The 15883-nt window shown below is 49.8% G+C and carries 16 protein-coding genes; 7 read left to right on the top strand and 9 right to left on the bottom strand.

All coding sequences use genetic code 11. From position 1 onward, the window contains the following. Positions 1–53: 53 nt before the first annotated feature. Complete coding sequence (locus Pelsub_RS11170) at positions 54–1067, bottom strand: NAD-dependent epimerase/dehydratase family protein (protein ID WP_116223657.1); 1014 nt, start codon at positions 1065–1067, stop codon at positions 54–56. 330 nt (positions 1068–1397) lie between these two features. Between Pelsub_RS11170 and Pelsub_RS11165 the strand changes: the two genes are divergently transcribed. Genes Pelsub_RS11165 through Pelsub_RS11155 form a run of 3 tightly spaced genes read left to right on the top strand, consistent with a single transcriptional unit; the run spans position 1398 to position 4594 of the window. Beyond that, positions 1398–3188 (top strand): gluzincin family metallopeptidase, encoded by a 1791-nt coding sequence (locus Pelsub_RS11165; protein WP_116223658.1) that lies wholly within the window; start codon positions 1398–1400, stop codon positions 3186–3188. Between the two features lie 10 nt (positions 3189–3198). Next, the gene (locus tag Pelsub_RS11160) at positions 3199–3468 is read left to right on the top strand and encodes an MBL fold metallo-hydrolase (protein WP_158675084.1); all 270 of its coding nucleotides are present in this window, start codon (positions 3199–3201) and stop codon (positions 3466–3468) included. Between the two features lie 37 nt (positions 3469–3505). After that, positions 3506–4594: a ComEC/Rec2 family competence protein gene (locus Pelsub_RS11155; RefSeq protein WP_116223660.1), complete on the top strand. Its 1089-nt coding sequence runs from the start codon at positions 3506–3508 to the stop codon at positions 4592–4594. Between the two features lie 69 nt (positions 4595–4663). Here Pelsub_RS11155 and Pelsub_RS11150 read toward each other — a convergent pair whose 3' ends face one another. The 5 genes from Pelsub_RS11150 to Pelsub_RS11130 form a co-directional block, all read right to left on the bottom strand. Next, positions 4664–6028 carry an amidohydrolase family protein gene (locus tag Pelsub_RS11150; RefSeq protein ID WP_198418348.1) on the bottom strand — a complete coding sequence of 455 codons (1365 nt, stop codon included), beginning with the start codon at positions 6026–6028 and terminating at the stop codon, positions 4664–4666. 297 nt (positions 6029–6325) lie between these two features. After that, entirely contained in the window at positions 6326–7156 is an 831-nt protein-coding gene (locus tag Pelsub_RS11145; RefSeq protein ID WP_116223661.1) for a CPBP family intramembrane glutamic endopeptidase, read from the bottom strand. A 152-nt stretch (positions 7157–7308) separates the two neighbouring features. After that, on the bottom strand, positions 7309–8046 hold the full coding sequence (locus Pelsub_RS11140) for a hypothetical protein (RefSeq protein WP_116223662.1): 738 nt from the start codon (positions 8044–8046) through the stop codon (positions 7309–7311). After that, on the bottom strand, positions 8039–8740 hold the full coding sequence (locus Pelsub_RS11135) for an ABC transporter ATP-binding protein (protein WP_116223663.1): 702 nt from the start codon (positions 8738–8740) through the stop codon (positions 8039–8041). The genes Pelsub_RS11140 and Pelsub_RS11135 overlap by 8 nt, the downstream gene beginning before the upstream one ends. After that, positions 8737–9093: a GntR family transcriptional regulator gene (locus Pelsub_RS11130; RefSeq protein WP_116223664.1), complete on the bottom strand. Its 357-nt coding sequence runs from the start codon at positions 9091–9093 to the stop codon at positions 8737–8739. The genes Pelsub_RS11135 and Pelsub_RS11130 overlap by 4 nt, the downstream gene beginning before the upstream one ends. Before the next feature lie 547 nt (positions 9094–9640). On the opposite strand from Pelsub_RS11130, the gene mtnA reads away from it, so the two are divergent. Genes mtnA through ahcY form a run of 3 tightly spaced genes read left to right on the top strand, consistent with a single transcriptional unit; the run spans position 9641 to position 12943 of the window. Continuing rightward, positions 9641–10693, top strand: a complete 1053-nt coding sequence (gene mtnA / locus Pelsub_RS11125; RefSeq protein WP_162844823.1) for an S-methyl-5-thioribose-1-phosphate isomerase — start codon at positions 9641–9643, stop codon at positions 10691–10693. Between the two features lie 10 nt (positions 10694–10703). Continuing rightward, complete coding sequence (locus Pelsub_RS11120) at positions 10704–11660, top strand: carbohydrate kinase family protein (RefSeq protein ID WP_116223665.1); 957 nt, start codon at positions 10704–10706, stop codon at positions 11658–11660. A gap of 23 nt (positions 11661–11683) precedes the next feature. Beyond that, on the top strand, positions 11684–12943 hold the full coding sequence (gene ahcY / locus Pelsub_RS11115; protein ID WP_116223666.1) for an adenosylhomocysteinase: 1260 nt from the start codon (positions 11684–11686) through the stop codon (positions 12941–12943). Between the two features lie 83 nt (positions 12944–13026). Here the strand turns inward: ahcY and Pelsub_RS11110 are convergent, their stop codons facing one another. Then, positions 13027–13227, bottom strand: coding sequence for a YgaP family membrane protein (locus tag Pelsub_RS11110; protein WP_198418347.1), 201 nt, complete (start codon positions 13225–13227; stop codon positions 13027–13029). Between the two features lie 92 nt (positions 13228–13319). On the opposite strand from Pelsub_RS11110, the gene Pelsub_RS11105 reads away from it, so the two are divergent. Further along, positions 13320–14366 carry an XdhC family protein gene (locus Pelsub_RS11105; protein WP_116223668.1) on the top strand — a complete coding sequence of 349 codons (1047 nt, stop codon included), beginning with the start codon at positions 13320–13322 and terminating at the stop codon, positions 14364–14366. Positions 14367–14384: 18 nt separating this feature from the next. Here Pelsub_RS11105 and Pelsub_RS11100 read toward each other — a convergent pair whose 3' ends face one another. Together Pelsub_RS11100 and Pelsub_RS11095 are read right to left on the bottom strand one after the other, a co-directional pair. Then, positions 14385–14807 carry a hypothetical protein gene (locus Pelsub_RS11100; RefSeq protein ID WP_116223669.1) on the bottom strand — a complete coding sequence of 141 codons (423 nt, stop codon included), beginning with the start codon at positions 14805–14807 and terminating at the stop codon, positions 14385–14387. Between the two features lie 88 nt (positions 14808–14895). Then, positions 14896–15843, bottom strand: coding sequence for a C39 family peptidase (locus Pelsub_RS11095; RefSeq protein WP_116223670.1), 948 nt, complete (start codon positions 15841–15843; stop codon positions 14896–14898). Positions 15844–15883: the final 40 nt, after the last annotated feature.

Raw genomic sequence — 15883 nt, 5'->3', positions numbered from 1 at the left:
GGTATCGCCCCGTGATGGGTTCCGCCGGTTTACAGGTTTTTCTTTTTTAAACCTTATTCAGCTTTCATGCCTACAGTTTCAACTTTATTTTCCAAAATCTCCAGACTCAACTTAACCGAATCACCGATGGCTTTGTCAATGATATCCGGTTGAACGCCCAACGGTTCGCAGCCCAGGGACTTGTCGATGAATTCGTTGGATGTCTGCAGATCGGTAAATTTGAGGAGGTTGAGGCCGCCTTCGATATTATGGGCCTGCTGTTCCTTAAGAATATTCTTGCTGTTCAACGTAAACAGCCAATTGGGAATAGTGATGATGGGTTTGTTCGGTACTCCCATGTATTTATGGAAGATCTTAATCATTTCTTTCCAGGTCATATTATAGTAACCGATGGGATAAGCGTTCCCGCCTTTATTCAGCTCCATCGCTCCGGCTACAGCTTCACCCACCTGGCGGACGGTTACCATGGTCGTGCCGCCCTTGGGGTACAACGTCACACCCTTCATCTTCCGGAGGCTTTCCACCAGAAAGACCCACACCGGTTTGCGCCCGGGTTGGGTGCCGAAGATGTAAGGCAGCTCGAGGACAGCCACATCGAATTTGCTGTCGGCAAATGAGAGCGCGGCTTCTTCCTGGTCCTTGCGGGCCCGGATATATGGATGCCATTTCGCGAGTTCCATTTCCGGCCATATCTTATTGAAATACGCAAAATAAGATCCGAGAATAACCGCGTGTTTAACACCCGATTCTTTTGCCAGGCGCAGCAAGCGTTTGATTGGGTCAATGTTGTACTTTTTATACGTGTCGTAAATAGGAGGCGCGCCTTCAACCCTTTCGTCAACACCCGCGGCAAAGATAAATCCCTGACATCCTTTGAAATGTGCTTTGATTTCGGCATCGGTCATGTCCAGGTAATTACCGTATTCGATTTTCATTTTGGGCGGCAATTCGGCCCCTGCGGGTAAAGGCGGTAGGGCAATCGAGGTCACGGAATGGCCCCGGTCAATTAACTCTCTGGCGGCTTCGCTTCCCAAAAGGCCTGTGCCGCCGATCATAAAGATTTTCATTTTAAATCTCCTCAATGTAAAACAACCATGTTTATTGTATGTATTGTCCTACTCAATAAACATTAACACTGTGTCAAATAGATATCCAGCAATCGTCTTTATAACGGTAAGTTAATAACCTCTTCTTTTTAGAAAATACGGTTGGTATTGAAGAATCCGGTGTTTTTCACGGCGCTTGAAATTGCCCGGTAATTAATGTAAAGTAGAAAGCGAAGCGCTTGCATGTCTCGCCGGGGTGGACTAACAAAGATTCCATTGAATATTTCCATTTAAATATTTACCAACCACACTCATAGCAGAATTGTTTTCTCAGGAATAAAGGAGGAGAGAATGATGAAGAGTAAATGGAATGTGACGGATTATATTAACCTGTATCAGGCCAATCACTTATTATCAAAAGATAATAAAGCAGCCCTGGGTATGGTCATTCCTGTGAAAGTATATATTCAAGACCCATACGCTTCAGGGACACTGGAAAAACAGGTTCTCAGTGAAATCCAGGTTGCGCGCGAACCGGAATTAATGAATGGGCCAACCAGTTCAAGAATTGCTGTGGTGGATTACGATGCTGATCTGAACGTGCTGGCACCTGCCGTTATTTGGAATGGGAAAGAAGGTTGTTTTGAAATTAGTAAACAATCGGGGAATGTCCGTTTGGCAGAAAAGCATAAAGATTTATGGCAATTCCACCAGGTGAATGTCTGGGCTATTGTTCAGAGTATCCTCAGTATGTTCGAAACTTCATTTGTGTTGGGCCGTTCCGCTCCCTGGGGCTTTGAAGGAAACCGACTGATTATCGTGCCGCATGCAGGTTATATGGATAATGCTTTCTACGATCGCCACAGCAAATCCATACAACTCTATTACTTCGGTCCGGAAAATGAGCGGATTTATACCTGCCTCGATCACGATATTATCGCGCATGAAACCGGCCATGCCATTCTGGATGGTTTGCGCCCTTATTATCTTGAGGACAGTTCCTTGCAGACCACTGCTTTCCATGAATTCATTGCCGATATAACGGCCGTATTTAGCGCGCTGCGCAATAACAACTTGCGCCAGATTATGGCAGAACAAACTCAGGGGAACATTGCAAAAGAATCTGTGGTAGCCAACCTGGCTGAAGGATTCAGCCGATATTCAACCGGGAAGGAATACATCCGCAGTGCTTTGGCAAAAGATACGGTTGACTCCGTAAAAGATAAATTCTGTCCATACGAGTGGTCGAAAGTACTTACCGGGGCCATGTGGGAGATCCTGAGCAGGATTGTGGCAAAACGTAAACAAATATTAATCAAAGAAGGCCGGGGTGATTCGGTATATCAATTGCTTTGGTGGGCAGTGATGCGCTTCCAGCGGATTATTTTCCAACCTCTTGATTTTCTCCCCCCAGCGGATGTGCAATTCAGCGACTATGCCAATGCGGTGCTGCAAGCCGATCAGGTTATCTATCCGGATGATAAATACCAATTTCGAGAGATTATGCGGGATGTATTCAAGCAAAGAGGTGTGTATTGCGAGGAATGCTGCGAGGATGTGGAAAGCCTGAATTTTTACCCATACGATATCCGGCGGATTATGCTCTCCCGAACCGACGCCTATCATTTCATCAACCAAAACAGACGGCAGTTATGTATTCCGGCTAATCAGGATATCTCCGTTAGCGAACTATACCAAACGGATAAAACCCTGCCGAACGGCAGCAAACATCCGCGCGAAATCATCCTGCAATATACCTGGCGTGAGGATGTTCTTCTAAAAGGAAAACAGTTCGGCCATTTAAACGGGGAGAGCGCTTCGCTTTTATGCGGCGGAACAATCGTCTTTGACGATCGCGGTAATGTACTATCCTGGATGAGGAAACCCGGCTGCGGGAAACAGGAGACATCCCGTAAACGATTAAGGTCTCATTGTAAACAAGAAGTTGAGGCCGGGCAAAAGCGCAAAGATGACCTGTTGAATTACATCAAAAACCGTTTGGATAGAGGCTATTTCGGGTTCATTGATGATGACCGTTTCGAAATCGGGAAAACCATTAAGCCGGTTTGCACTTCAACCAGAAGTGACGGAACGATTCGGATGGAAGTCAGGCCAAATTTGCGCCACTGGGATGATGCATAGGGAGGTAGAAATGGAAGAGAAATTGGTAGTGCGAGTTTATGATGTTGGCTTTGGGGACTGTATCTACGTGCGCATTCCGGACGGGGAAAATATTTTTAACGTTGTGATTGATTGCGGAAGCAAGGATACGATTCAGGGAGGACAAAAGCCTACGGATGCCATTGACCATATTATCTCAAAGCTGCCGAAGGAAGCGGATGGAAAAAAGCACATCCATTTATTGGTCGTAACCCACCCGCATTTTGATCACATCAACGGGTTCGAGAAAAAAAAGGTTTGAAAAGGCCGCGATCCATCGTATCTGGCTGCCGGTTTTTATGAATCCCGATCATGAGCAGGCTGAGAAAGCGCAGGCGTTTCAGAACGCTGCCGACCAAGAAGCGAGACTGTTGTTGAAACGTCCCGGATTAAAACTCTCTCAGGAAGCTCAAGAGTTATTGCTGAGAAGCGTGAGCAACGCTACTGCGCTTGAAAACCTGCGTGAGAATTTTGTTGAATCTAACGGGATCAATGAACTTTATCCATTATACATTTCCCGGGACATGGGAAAAGAATCAATAGATCTGGAAGGGTATGATTTTCAAATTGTTGAGGGCGTGGCAACCTTTTGCGGATTCAACGATTCAAATACACATTTGCGCGTGTTAGCCCCGGAGTGGAATATCGACAAATACTACCTTGGGCGGATAACAGAGGATTATAAATCTCTGGTTCATATGAATGCATTGCGGTTATCGGCTTATCACGAAGGAGTCGCTGAAGGGGATTCGGAAATAGGCTCCGCTTCAACGAAAACGGGTGAAGTCCTCGATAGGCTTCCGCAAAATATCAGCGAGAAAGAATTCCGGGCGCTCCAAAATCGAATGCTCTATTCCGTATTGGAATTTACCGAGGAAGAAGGACATCTAAAAAACAACACCAGCGTTGTGCTGCTTTTGGAATGGAGGGGACGAAGGTTATTATTCACCGGGGATGCGGAATGGGATGGCAAGGGGATGGAAGAAGGAAGGAAGAATTGTTGTTGGGATGTCATGTACGGAATTCCGGAAGTAAAAAAGGTATTGCTTAACCCCCTGGATTATTTTAAAGTCAGCCATCATGGCAGTATTAATGGAACGCCATTTGAGAAACAAGGATTCCAGAAGATCGTAGAAAAAATGGTTATTCCTGGGCGAACCGAAGTGGTGGTATCCACAAAATGGGGAACCCATAATAAAAAGAATCCTATTCCCAGTGTGAATATTATGAAAGATTTGGGCAGTCTAGCCAAGAACAAACGCAAGTACCCGCACGATCCGGATGATCAATTACAGAATGAATATCAACCTCAACGCACCGATCAAGAACCGGATCTTCCGGACGACACAGCCCGATACGTTGAGACTGTATTTGAACCGGTGGACTGATTTCCGGGTTTCACTGTAAAAAAGGCGGAAAGAAACCATCTTTTCCGCCAGCGAATTACATAGAATGACTTAGTCCAGGTAAGGCGACTCCAGACTGAGGTTGGCACGCCGGCCGACGCTGAGCATGGCCTGGCCGGCGTCGCGGCGGATCTGGTCTTCGTCCATCAGCAGGAATTCGCCGTCGTGCACCAGCAGGCGGCCATTCACGATGACATCCACAACGTCATCCGGACCGGCCGCGGTAACGATGGTTTTGGGCAGGTGGGCGGTGGGGGAGAGGTGAGGTTTATTGATATCCAACAGAATAATATCGGCTTTATAGCCCACTTCCAGCCTGCCAATTTCTTTTTCCATCATGACCGCTTTGGCGCCGCCCTGGGTGGCCATTTTGAGCACATCCAGCGCGGGCAGCGTAAGTGGATCGTTGATCTCTACGCCGTGGCGGGCCTGCATGGCGTACTTCAGCACGCGCATCGGCTCAAACAGGTTGAGGCGCGTGGTGGCGGCGCCATCTGTACCGAGGGCAACGTTGACGCCCAGGGCCATAAAGAGCGGGGTTTTGCTGAAGCCGTGATTACCCAAGTTGGATTGCGGGCAGTGTACGGGATTGGCGCCGCGCTCGGCCATGAGCAGCACTTCCTGGTCAGAGAGGCGTACGGAGTGGGCGGCGATCAGGTTGGGGCCGAGCAAACCGAAATGGTCAAACCATTGGGTGGGGCGCATTTTGTAGTTGGTCAGGCAGTGAGCGACTTCAGCCAGATGTTCGGCCAAATGGATGTGCACGCCGGTGCCCAGTTCTTTGGAACGACCGGCAACCGCTTCCATCAAGGCGGGCGTGGAAGTCATGGCCTGGCGCAGGCTGAACCAGATGCGCACACGGCCCTCGCCGCTGTTATCCCAATCTTTGTAAAGCTGCTCGGTGCCGCGGATGGCATCGGCAGTGGATTCCTTCATGCCGTCCGGGATGTCGCTGCCGGTGTCCATGGTGGAACGGGTGATAACCCCGCGGATGCCGGTTTCGACGGTAGCGCGCGCGACCATATCCATGAAGGGGCCGCCGGCATCGGCGAAGGTGGTGGTACCGGCTTTGAGGTTCTCCAAACAGAAGAGCAGGGCGCCTTTGTAAACATCTTCGGGAGTGAGGTTGCTTTCGAAGGGCACCAGGATGCGGGTCCACACCATGGGGAGTTCGTCCACGACACTGCCGCGCAGGAGCTGCTGGGCGGCGTGGGTATGGCAATCCACAAAGCCCGGCATGGCCAGCTTGCCGTCGCCATCAAGGATCTCCCTGGCTTCATAAGTGCCGGTGTCGGAAGGCTCGGCCTCGATCAGGGCAATGCGGCTGTCTTTGATGCCAATAGCGGCGTTGGGCAGGACGGTGAAATCGGGGAGCAGGACGTGGCAGTTTTGGATGAGCAGGTCAAATTGAGTCATGGGTGAGCCTCCGGGAAGTATCAATAATGGGGTAATTATAGCGCGTAGTCGGAGGGGGGTGATTGTCTATTCTTCCTTTACTCCGCTTTTTGTCCTGAATTGATTAACCACAGATGAACACAGATAAACACAGATGAAGTGAGTAGATAGGTCCTAATTAACGCACACCAGTTGTTTTTAGGTTGGAGAGGTTTGAGTACAAGTGGAAATCCGCTTAATAACCCTGCTTGATAATACAAAAGCCCCCGATCACGGATTCGACGCAACCGGGGGGTAGCAAAGAAGAGTCGGGTTGTGTTATTCTTCCAAGCTCAGCGTTGGAGTGATTGGTTCCACCTTGCGCAGGAGCACCAACCCATAGACCAGCAATGGCAGCGTAATCAGGGTGGTGACCAAAGCATTTTGCCAGGTGAGGTCCATGACCTGGTCGAAGGTTTGGCTGCCGACGGTGATATCGGAGAAGTTACCGCACAGGTCGAATAAGGCGTGACCAAAGATGACCGGCCAGATGGATTTGTTGCGTAGTAAGCAGGCGGCAAAAAACACACCAAAGAAGGTACCATACAGGACCTGTGCACCGGTTGACAGCAGCGTTCTTCTTCCCATGATCAGGTTGATGAGGTGCAGGCCGCCAAAGGCTACATTGGAAAGCACGACCACCCAATAGATTTGCTTGCGCGATCCGCCCCATTTTTTCAATAATATGGAAAGTGCCGCTCCACGAAAGACGATCTCTTCTATAAAGCCTACAGAAAGGTAAAGCAGGATAAACAGAGCGATTAATAACGGCTTGCCGGTGTCTAAGGTCAGCGTTCCATCGAATGGGGAAGTTCCACCATTCAGAACGGAATAGAGCAGGATGGGCCAGATCAACCAGACCTGTTTCCATCGGGAAGGATTGGTGAATCCGGCTGCTTCCAATAAACCGAGCTTTCCAAGCAGGATTACCACCAATATACTTACTCCTCCTTGCTCGATGATGCCCACCAGATAAGATGCACTTTGGAAGTCCATGAGGTCGGTCAATTTATCTTCAAAACGGATCTCTGTCAGGACGGTTGACAGCAGGATCAAGGCGATCACAGTGATCACTGGATGTTCATTTACGAAATTCTTTAGTTTATTCATTCTTATTTCCTTGTAATTTATTTTTGGCAACGCTTCGCCCGCCGGCAGGAAGACGGACGAAGCTATCCATTGTTTAGTTTTATAGGAGCTTTAGAGAGTTATTTAGTCCAAAGTTTTTATGGAGTCCATATATTTCGCCTTGGCTGCAAACCTCAACTGGTCTGGAAACGGTTTTGAAGCAAACGGCTGCCTACCAACCACTCGAGGAGAATAAAGCTCAAGAATACCCAATTTGGCAGGGTGAACGAAAAGACTTGCAGGTTGCCCTCCACTGTCAGAATGGAATCCGTGCTGAAAGTGGGCGCGATGAGCTGATTGGTTACTGCCATGATTACAACTGTGCAGACCACGACCGTGCCAATCAGTACCAAACTGACCAGGGCGGTGAAAAGGTCAGGAGCGCGGCGCGTCATACGGTAACTGTGAGAAAAAATGTAGGCAAACAGGACACTGCTTTCCAAAAAAGTCAGAAACACGACCCAACCTAAAATCCCTTTCAGATGTTCCCCGGAAATCCACTGGTAAGAACCGCTGGAAAACCTGCCGATCAGTAGAAAAAGCTGAAGCAGGAAGACCAATGAAAGGAAATTGACCAGGGCTCCCGTCAGTAATTTGACCGCGACTTGTTTACGAGAAGAAACCGGCAGTGATAGTTCCAGCTCCACACTGTCGTTTTCAGCCCAGCGGAAAACAAACAGGAAGGCGGTGAGGATACCGGCCTGGAAAAAGATAAAACCGGAAATGGAAGCGAGCCCGATCAGAAGATTGTTAAGCAACCCAACGCTGTTGCGCGGCAGGGCGGCACACAATAAGCTGGCGGCAATGCCGAGCAGGATCCAGGTGTTCCTTTTAATATAGTCCGTGATATTCCATTTCAGAAGACTAAACATTTTCAAAAACCTCCAGGTAATATTCCATTATTGATTTGCCGCGTTGTTCGCGAATATTTTCGGCCGAATCCGACGCCAATAAGCAACCCTTATCCAGGAAGAAAACATCATCGAGGATGGTCTCGACTTCATTAACCAGGTGGGTGGCTAATAGCACTGAGTTGTCTTCATTCATGCCGGACAGGATGGTTTGCAGAATTTTCTGCCGGGCCAGTGGATCAATGCCGCCGATGGGTTCATCCAATAGATAGAGTTTTGCCTTGCGCGAAAAGGTGAGCATGATCAGGGTCCGTTCGAGCATGCCGGAGGGCAGCGTACGGACATGTGCTTGCGGGTCGATTTTCAGAAAGTCACATAGTTCTTTGGATTTTTCACTGTCGAAATCCACGAACATGTCCCTGTAGTAAGCAATAGCATCGCGAACACGCATCCATTTGAATAGGTGGTTATGATCCGGTAAATAGGCAATTTCCTGCCGGGAGTTATGATTCAGCGGAATACCGTTGAGGATAATATTGCCGGCATCGGGTTTGACTATTTGCATAATAGTCTTGAGAATGGTGGTCTTCCCGGCGCCATTGGGGCCCATTAACCCGGCAATCCGCCCCGGTTGGATTTCCATATGGACATCATCCAGGGCAAGCTGGCTGCCGAAGCTCTTGGTAAGACCGAAGATATTTAAATTCGTGTTCATTTCTTGAATCCCTTTTCAATTGCAGTTAGTATTTCTTTATCCGTTAGCCCGGCGCTGCGCATTTCTTCCAGAAATTCTTTTACTTTCTGGTCCACCATTTCCCTTTCCAGGGCTTTCAGGATGGATTTGTCCTGGGTGACGAAGCTTCCGATACCTCTCTGGGTTTGAATCACACCTTCACGTTCCAATTCCGAACAGGCGCGCTGCATCGTGTTGAGATTGACACCGAATTTCACAGCCAGCCCCCTGACGGAATCGAGGCGTTCTCCTGCAGTCAAAGCACCGGATAGGACATCTTTTTTTATACTATCCATGATTTGCAGGTAAATCGGAATCGTTGGATTGAAATTCATAATTCCTTCCGTATTAGTGTATTAGAGGCATAATACACTAATACAACTGGATTTGTCAAGGGAGAAATCCATGATTTAACTATTCCGTATACAATCCCTTTCCAATTTTCCCAAGCTCCCCCCTAATCCTCCTCATTTTGACTGCGTCAAAATAGAGAGAGCAAAAGTGTCCGCAAGGTTTGTAACGTATATTTCGATTTTCTTTCTGGAATTATTAACCACAGATGAACACAATTCTGCATGAAGTCAGTCATGCACCGTAGGGTATAGGCGAATGACTGACCTACTTCTCTTTTTAAACCTTGTCGTTAGAGGTTGCCCTCACCCCCGGCCCTCCCCCAGAGTTATGAATTTCTGTTTGAGGATTGGCAAGCTTTCAGGGGGAGGGAGTTGGCATTCAAGTTGGAATGTATACCGCTTACCATCACAATTATTTGTATACTGTAAAACGAAAAGGCATCTGGCTTTGACAAACGACCCAACCCATGTTAAACTGAATCGGTTAATGCTGGAGAGCGCTCAGATTGAGCGCCTTTTTTTTGGTGAGGTGTACATGCGGACATTGGAATGGGATTCTACCGCAAAGCGGCTTAAGATGATCGACCAGAGGGTGTTACCCTCAAAATTGGAACTCATCTCCCTCGATACCTACCAATCCGTTTACCAATCAATTAAAGACATGGCAGTCCGCGGCGCACCGGCTATCGGTGTAGCTGCTGCTTTTGGCATCGTGCTGGCTGCGCAGCAATCGCAAGCCGGGGACGTTGATATGTTGCGTGCAGACCTCAATCAGGCAGCCGAAGTGCTGGGCGCTTCACGGCCGACGGCTGTAAACCTGCCCTGGGCGCTGAAACGCATGCTGGGCGTGGCCGGACATACTTATTCCTCCACCGCGGATCTGCGCGCGGCTTTGCTGGACGAAGCCCAACGCATGGCGGATGAAGACGTGGCTTTGAACCGCAGCATGGCGGCTTACGGCGCCGAGTTAATCAACGATGGCGATACCATCATTCATCACTGCAATACCGGCGCACTGGCGACAGTAGATTGGGGCACGGCCTTGGGCGTGATCCGCATGGCGCACGAACAGGGCAAGCACATCCACGTGCTGGTGGACGAAACCCGCCCGCGCCTGCAGGGCGCCCGTTTAACCGCCTGGGAGCTTTCACAGTATGGCATCCCTTACGACATCATCAGCGATAACGCCGCGGGTTACTTCCTGCATACCGGGCAGGTCAACAAGGTCTTTTACGGCGGCGACCGTGTGGCGCGCAATGGGGACGTGGCCAACAAGATCGGCAGCTACATGCTGGCATTGGCCGCCAACGCCAATAACGTACCGGTTTACAGCGTAGTACCCACTTCGACCATCGATATGGAATTAGCCAGCGGGGACGAGATCCCGATCGAAGAGCGAGACCAGGATGAAGTGCTGAATATTCAATTTCAGAACCAACCCGCTACACCGAAAGGCGCCAGCGCACGCAATCCGGCTTTTGATGTAACCCCGCATGAACTCATTTCCGGTATAGTAACTGAAAAAGGCGTAATTTATCCGCCTTTTGAAATTCATCTTGCAAAAATTATGCAGGAATCTTAAGGAGCTGCAAATGTCCATCATCTGCACAGGCTCAATTGCCTATGATTACTTAATGTCCTTCCCCGGTTATTTCAAAGATCACATCATCCCCGATAAGCTGGATTCGATCAGCCTGTCCTTTTTGGTCGATTCCATGGTGCGCCAACGTGGCGGTACCGCTCCCAATATTGCTTATAACCTGGCGCTGTTGGGCGAGAAGCCCAAATTGATGGGCACAGTCGGCGAGGATTTCGATGATTATGGCGCATGGCTGCGCAACAATGGAGTGGACACATCCCTGGTGGAAGTGATCGATGGCGTTTATACCGCATCTTTCTTCGCCAACACAGATTTGTCAAATAACCAGATCGCCAGTTTCTATACCGGTGCAATGGCATATGCCAAAGACTTGTCGATTAAGAATTTGGTTAAGTCCGATGTCGATTTGGTCGTGATTTCACCGAACGACCCGACCGCCATGGCAAAATACGCACAGGAATGTGAAGAGCTGAACTTCCCATACCTGTACGACCCCGGACAACAGGTTGTCCGCAACGCACCGGACGATATTCGGGATGGTATCATCGGCGCGCAGAGCTTATTTATCAACGAATATGAATTCGAATTGATCCAGAAACACACCGGCATGAGCGCGGAAGCTATTCGAAATGAGGTAGAATTCGTGGTAATCACCTGCGGCGAATGCGGATCGGATATTTGGGTAAAAGATAATCATTTCAAGATTCCCGCAGTGGCTCCCAAGAAAGTTGCCGACCCAACCGGTGTGGGTGATGCTTTCCGCGGCGGTTTCCTGCGTGGCCAGCGTTTGGGTTTGGACTGGCAAACTTGTGGGCAAATGGGCGCGTTGGCAGCCACGTACTGCCTGGAGAACCGAGGTACCCAGAACCATACCTATACTCATTTGGAATTTGTCCAGCGCTACCGGGAGAATTTTGACGACCAGGGCGCTCTGGATATTCTGATCTAATCACAAAAAAGAGGAAGAAATCAATGGATAATTATGATGTAAAAGACATGAGTTTGGCAGAAGGCGGCCGACTGCGCATGGAATGGGCGGCGCGTGAAATGCCCGTATTGGCGAGCATCAGCGAACGCTTCAAGAAGGAACAACCTTTGAAGGGATTGCGCATTTCCGGGTGCCTGCACGTGACCACTGAAACTGCCAACCTGATGACCACTTTGCAAGCCGGCGGCGCGGATGTTGTGCTGACCGCTTCCAACCCGCTTTCCACGCAGGACGACGTGGCCGCGGCGCTGGTCTCCAATTTCGAAATCCCCACCTTCGCCATCAAAGGCGAGACCAACACAGTGTATTACAAGCACATCAATGCTGCTTTGGATCACAAACCGCATCTGACCATGGACGACGGCGCGGACCTGGTGAGCATTCTGCATAAAGACCGCCGTGAGCTGCTGGATAACGTCATGGGCGGCACGGAAGAGACCACCACGGGTGTGATTCGCTTGCGCGCGATGGCACACGACGGCGCGTTGACCTACCCGATCATCGCGGTCAACGATGCCATGACCAAACATTTCTTCGATAACCGCTATGGCACCGGCCAATCCACTTTGGATGGCATCATCCGCGCGACCAACATCTTGTTGGCGGGCAAAACCTTCGTGGTTGTCGGCTATGGCTGGTGCGCACGCGGTTTAGCCATGCGCGCCCGCGGTATGGGTTCCAACGTTATTGTGACCGAAGTCGATTCACTGAAGGCACTGGAAGCAGTTATGGACGGTTTCCGCGTAATGCCGATGATGAAAGCAGCCAAGGAAGGCGATATCTTCTGCACGCTGACCGGCGACTTGAACGTGATTGACAAGCACCATTTCGAAGTGATGAAAGACGGCGCTATCCTGGCTAATTCCGGCCACTTCAACGCGGAAATCAACATTCCGGCATTGGAAGAGATGGCTGCTACCAAGCGTTTGGTACGCCCCTTCGTGGATGAATACACCATGAAAGACGGACGGCGCATTCATGTTCTGGGCGAAGGCCGTTTGATCAACCTGGCCGCTGCCGAAGGCCATCCGGCTTCCGTAATGGATATGTCCTTCGCCAACCAGGCGCTCAGCCTGGAATATATGGTTAAAAATGCCGACAAACTTGAAAATACCGTTTACGGTGTTCCGCAGGACATCGACCTGGAAATCGCGCGCCTGAAGTTGGAAGCCATGGGCGTGGAGATCGATACGCTGACCCCCGAACAGGAGAAGTACCTGCACTCATGGGAGCAGGGTACCTAAACCCATTTCAACAAGGTTATTAAATATGAAAAGAGACCGTTCCCGCGGTCTCTTTTCTTTTTTCCCGGATTGCTCGATAATTCTTATTTATTGGTAGATAATTTAAAAAGGGCATAGAGCGGGCAGAAGCCAATCAATGCAGTTACCAAAAAAATGCCGGCAATAATGCCTAGAACAACGGCGGCTGTTCCGGTGAGTACATTGAAGTAGATCAGTGCCGCAAGAACAACAGCCACAATCGCGCGGATGATGCGATCGGTTGAACTCATATTTTGTTTCATCATAACCTCCATACTTATTTATAATAAAGATACGCAGGCAGTGTCTATTCTACGTATATAGAATATAAAAATAATATTAGATAAAAGGATCACGCATGGACGAAGTAATCGCAGCATTGAAAGAATGGTTAGATGAAGGCAAGCAAACTGCCATCGCGATAGTTGTGAACAAGAAGGGCTCTGCCATGCGGCCGGTGGGCGCCAAGATGGCCATCAGCCAGGACAGCAGTATTGTCGGCTCGATCAGCGGGGGATGTGTGGAAAACGCGGTCATTGTGGAAGCCCTGGCTTGTATGCGCAGCGGGCAGCCCAAGCTGCTGCATTACGGCGTCAGCGATGACACCGCCTGGTCGGTTGGGCTGATGTGCGGCGGAGAAATTGACGTCATGCTGCTGCCAATTAACTCCAATGGAGAAGGCAGCTTTGATCGTATTGTAGTGGATAAGATTGCCCATTTGCAGTCTCAGCGCATGCCTTTCATGATGCTGGTACTGCTTTCCGGAAAAAGATTCGGGCATTCCTGCATTTTAGAGAACCGTGATGGAAAAATCGACGGCAATGCCGCCGCCTGGGTGGAGCGCAGCCAATTCTCCCGCTTAGAGGAAATGATGCGCACGGAAGCATCGCAGATTATCGAGACCACCGCAGGACAGGTTTACGTGGATGTGGGCAAGCCCGCACCGCGCCTGGTTGTGATTGGCGGGGCGCACGTATCCATCGCGTTTGTGAAAATGGCTAAATTGCTGGGTTATTACACCATCCTGATTGACCCACGAAAAACTTTCGCGACCGATGAGCGTTTTCCTGAAATCGATGAAATGCTTGGAGAATGGCCGGTTGAGGGAATGGAGAAAATCAAGCTGAACAACGCGGATTACGTGCTGCTGGCCAGCCACGATGACAAGCTGGATTTACCGGCGGCGAGCGCGGCTTTGAAGGCGGACGCGACCTATATCGGTATGTTGGCCTCGCGCACGACAAAAGCGCGCCGTTTTAAATTGCTGGCGGAAGAAGGATTTCCAATGGAGCAGATAGAAAAAATCCACGCGCCGGTGGGATTGGATATCGGCGCGCGGACTCCCGAAGAAATTGCCCTGGCGATGCTGGCTGAGATCACCGCGTACCGCTACGGCAAGGTTTGATCATTGCATAATTAGTATTTAGGCGGATTCGCTGTGGCGGTACTGCCGAATGGCGCGCATGATCTGCGAAATAAAGGACAGCGCGGTCAAAACCAGCAGAACGACCAAACCGATATTGACCCAGTAGACCCAGGTTTCGTTAATGTCCAAAGGGAAGACCTGCCAAAATACATAGGTCGAGAGAAATGAGAAAACCGTACCGAAAGCTTCCATCAGGCTATGAAACCACTTGCGGTCAAAGAAGATGAAAATAAAGTTTGTAAATATGGAAACCGCAAAAGACAGGTTGATGGCCCACAAGCAGCGCATGAAATCGTTGGTGAGGAAGGGTACATTCCAGACCAGCAAGTTATTGGCAATATAAATCATGGCAAAGTTAATCAGGATGGACAAGAAATAACCGAAGCGTTTTCCTCCGGTCGGCATATCGTTAGTTGACATCATCTCTCCTTCTGCTTGGTTAAGCAAATCGTGAATTTCAATACGATATACGGAAAAATGGCCGGTTGGTTGCAGTAGCGCGAGAGGCTTAGTCGCCGGTGTAGATGACCGCCTGTTTTCCCAGGGCTTCCCAGCGTTGCAGGAAAGTATCGATGTTTACATTGTAAGTCCATTCACTGTCCACCACGGTAACGGTGGAGGCATTGTAACCGGTGATGATCCAGGTATGTTCAAAGCGTGCCACGGTGGTGGTGTTGCCGTTGGTGGCAGTATATTCCCGTGCGTCGATATCAAAGGGCATGTTGACAATCCAAACGATGACCGGCTGCCCCGCGGCTATTTCTCGTTTGATACCGGCGAAATCCCAATCATGTTTGGCTTTGGCCGGCAGCCCGTATTCTTTCAATAAGGCCGCGATAGGCGAGGCATGGATGCCGTAATCGTTTGGCGGCAGCTGGCCCATGGCGCCATTAATACTGCCGACAAAACCGCTTTCGGGATCGTCAGATTTGGGCATGCGGTCAATGAATTCCAATTCATTGATATCCACTCCAAAATACTTGGCCCAATCCACCGAGGCCTGGGCTTCACAATCCAGGGTGTAGAGCTGCGGCGTCCCTTTCAATCCGTTGACATAGGAGGACATGGGGATTTCTACATTGCTTTCCGCTTCATCCCCAGTGTTGGCAATTCCATCCGCCTGCGGTTGATTGGACTGATTGGCATCAGGCGCATAAGCAACCTGAGATCCATCGGTTTGATTCTGCGATTCGGCGTCCGGCTGCGGTGCGGGCATGGGTGTATAAACCGGGCCGGGCTGGAAGGGTGTCGGCTGCGCGGCCTGGAACAATCCGCCCTGGTCCAGCGAGGCCAATTTTTCACCGGTTGAAAGAATCGATCCGAAAAATGAACTCGACTGCGGATAGACAACCATAACCATACCGGTGCCTACCAAACACAAAAGCAGGGCCAGTATGATACCGGTCAGGGTAATCCAGAGCGATGACTTGGTGTGAGAAGAGTATGTTGCTTTCATCACCCATAAGAGGTGCAATATTCTTGCCAGGAGGGGGTGC

Source organism: Pelolinea submarina (assembly GCF_003966975.1).
GTDB classification, from domain to species: domain Bacteria; phylum Chloroflexota; class Anaerolineae; order Anaerolineales; family Anaerolineaceae; genus Pelolinea; species Pelolinea submarina.
The sequence above is the reverse complement of the archived record's forward strand: the minus strand, read 5'-3'. Positions and strand labels throughout refer to the sequence as shown.

What these genes read in the sequence shown, in the direction of transcription:
- Pelsub_RS11095 (WP_116223670.1), bottom strand. Translation starts at nt 15,843, where the DNA reads ATGAAAGCAACATACTCTTCTCACACCAAGTCATCGCTCTGGATTACC.
- Pelsub_RS11155 (WP_116223660.1), top strand. Translation starts at nt 3,506, where the DNA reads ATGAATCCCGATCATGAGCAGGCTGAGAAAGCGCAGGCGTTTCAGAAC.
- Pelsub_RS11100 (WP_116223669.1), bottom strand. Translation starts at nt 14,807, where the DNA reads ATGTCAACTAACGATATGCCGACCGGAGGAAAACGCTTCGGTTATTTC.
- Pelsub_RS11130 (WP_116223664.1), bottom strand. Translation starts at nt 9,093, where the DNA reads ATGAATTTCAATCCAACGATTCCGATTTACCTGCAAATCATGGATAGT.
- Pelsub_RS11160 (WP_158675084.1), top strand. Translation starts at nt 3,199, where the DNA reads ATGGAAGAGAAATTGGTAGTGCGAGTTTATGATGTTGGCTTTGGGGAC.
- Pelsub_RS11145 (WP_116223661.1), bottom strand. Translation starts at nt 7,156, where the DNA reads ATGAATAAACTAAAGAATTTCGTAAATGAACATCCAGTGATCACTGTG.
- Pelsub_RS11165 (WP_116223658.1), top strand. Translation starts at nt 1,398, where the DNA reads ATGATGAAGAGTAAATGGAATGTGACGGATTATATTAACCTGTATCAG.
- ahcY (WP_116223666.1), top strand. Translation starts at nt 11,684, where the DNA reads ATGGATAATTATGATGTAAAAGACATGAGTTTGGCAGAAGGCGGCCGA.
- Pelsub_RS11105 (WP_116223668.1), top strand. Translation starts at nt 13,320, where the DNA reads ATGGACGAAGTAATCGCAGCATTGAAAGAATGGTTAGATGAAGGCAAG.
- Pelsub_RS11135 (WP_116223663.1), bottom strand. Translation starts at nt 8,740, where the DNA reads ATGAACACGAATTTAAATATCTTCGGTCTTACCAAGAGCTTCGGCAGC.
- Pelsub_RS11140 (WP_116223662.1), bottom strand. Translation starts at nt 8,046, where the DNA reads ATGTTTAGTCTTCTGAAATGGAATATCACGGACTATATTAAAAGGAAC.
- Pelsub_RS11150 (WP_198418348.1), bottom strand. Translation starts at nt 6,028, where the DNA reads ATGACTCAATTTGACCTGCTCATCCAAAACTGCCACGTCCTGCTCCCC.
- Pelsub_RS11120 (WP_116223665.1), top strand. Translation starts at nt 10,704, where the DNA reads ATGTCCATCATCTGCACAGGCTCAATTGCCTATGATTACTTAATGTCC.
- Pelsub_RS11110 (WP_198418347.1), bottom strand. Translation starts at nt 13,227, where the DNA reads ATGATGAAACAAAATATGAGTTCAACCGATCGCATCATCCGCGCGATT.
- Pelsub_RS11170 (WP_116223657.1), bottom strand. Translation starts at nt 1,067, where the DNA reads ATGAAAATCTTTATGATCGGCGGCACAGGCCTTTTGGGAAGCGAAGCC.